The sequence below is a fragment of the Burkholderia sp. Se-20378 genome, from assembly GCF_017104665.1.
Lineage (GTDB): Bacteria > Pseudomonadota > Gammaproteobacteria > Burkholderiales > Burkholderiaceae > Burkholderia > Burkholderia lata.
On record NZ_JAAGPG010001021.1, the window covers coordinates 1 to 1,265 of the forward strand.

Genomic DNA, 1,265 nt, shown 5'->3' on the forward strand with positions numbered 1-1,265 from the left:
CGCATCATCGTCGCGCTGCGCGGCGCGATCGACGCGGCCGTACGCCGCGCGCTCGCGACGCCGCCCGACGCCGTCAACACGTTCGCGCCGCAGCTCGGCATCTTGTCCGCGCGGCACGAAACCCAGTATTCGCGGTTGTTCCGCTCCTGAACCCGACGCTACCCGCCATGAACGCACCTGCTCCCTCCCCCGCCCGCCGCACGAAGAAACTGCCGCCGCTGCGCGTCGGCATCGGCGGCCCCGTCGGCTCCGGCAAGACCACGCTGCTCGAAATGCTGTGCAAGGCAATGCGCGACCAGTACGACCTCGTCGCAATCACCAACGACATCTATACGAAGGAAGACCAGCGGCTGCTGACGGTCGCGGGCGCGCTGCCCGAGGAACGCATCATGGGCGTCGAGACGGGCGGCTGCCCGCACACGGCGATCCGCGAGGATGCGTCGATCAACCTCGAAGCCGTCGACCGGATGCTGTCGCGCTTCCCCGACGCCGACATCGTGTTCATCGAATCGGGCGGCGACAATCTCGCCGCGACCTTCAGCCCCGAGCTGTCGGACCTGACGATCTACGTGATCGATGTCGCCGGCGGCGAGAAGATTCCGCGCAAGGGCGGCCCCGGCATCACGAAGTCCGACCTGCTCGTGATCAACAAGACGGATCTCGCGCCACTGGTCGGCGCGAACCTCGACGTGATGGCGTCCGACACGAAGAAGATGCGCGGCGAGCGGCCTTATGTGATGACGAACCTGAAAGCGCTCGAAGGCGTCGCGGACGTGATCGCGTTCATCGAGAAGAAGGGTTTGCTGACAGTCTGAGCGGCGTGGCGGCGCGATACGGTGCCGCCACGCGTGCTCATGGCGGCATGGCGCCGCCTTCGCCTAGTCGTCGGAAGTGTCCTGCGCGTCCTGCAGTGCGCGCACGCCGCGTTCGGCAGGCGGCAGCAGCGCCGCGAGCACATCGACCGTGCGTGCGGTCGCGCCGCGGTGGCGCGACGCGAATGCGGCGCCAGCCGCGCCCATTGCGATGCGCCGCGCCTTGTCGGCGAACAGCGCGTCGAGCACGTGCGCGAGATCGAGCGGATCCTCGACCTGCAGCGCCGCACCAGCCGCAACCGCATCGGCGGTCGCCTGCGTGAAGTTGAACACGTGCTTCCCGATCAACACCGGCACGCCGACCGCGCACGCTTCGATCAGGTTCTGGCCGCCGAGCGGCAGCAGGCTGCCGCCGATGAACGCGATGTCGGCCGCCGCGTAATACGCGCCGAG

The 1,265-nt window shown here is 68.5% G+C and carries 1 protein-coding gene and 2 pseudogenes; 2 read left to right on the plus strand and 1 reads right to left on the minus strand.

The window, feature by feature from the left end:
• Positions 1 to 150, plus strand: a pseudogene (locus G3N93_RS39840) (urease accessory protein UreF); the annotation flags it as partial.
• Positions 151 to 167: 17 nt separating this feature from the next.
• Positions 168 to 815: an urease accessory protein UreG gene (ureG, locus tag G3N93_RS39845; RefSeq protein ID WP_174986866.1), complete on the plus strand. Its 648-nt coding sequence runs from the start codon at positions 168 to 170 to the stop codon at positions 813 to 815.
• A gap of 63 nt (positions 816 to 878) precedes the next feature.
• Here the strand turns inward: ureG and G3N93_RS39850 are convergent.
• Positions 879 to 1,265: pseudogene (locus G3N93_RS39850) on the minus strand (3-deoxy-D-manno-octulosonic acid transferase); the annotation flags it as partial.

Excerpts from the sequence above, each read along its gene's own strand:
- ureG (WP_174986866.1), top strand. The coding sequence starts at position 168 with ATGAACGCACCTGCTCCCTCCCCCGCCCGCCGCACGAAGAAACTGCCG.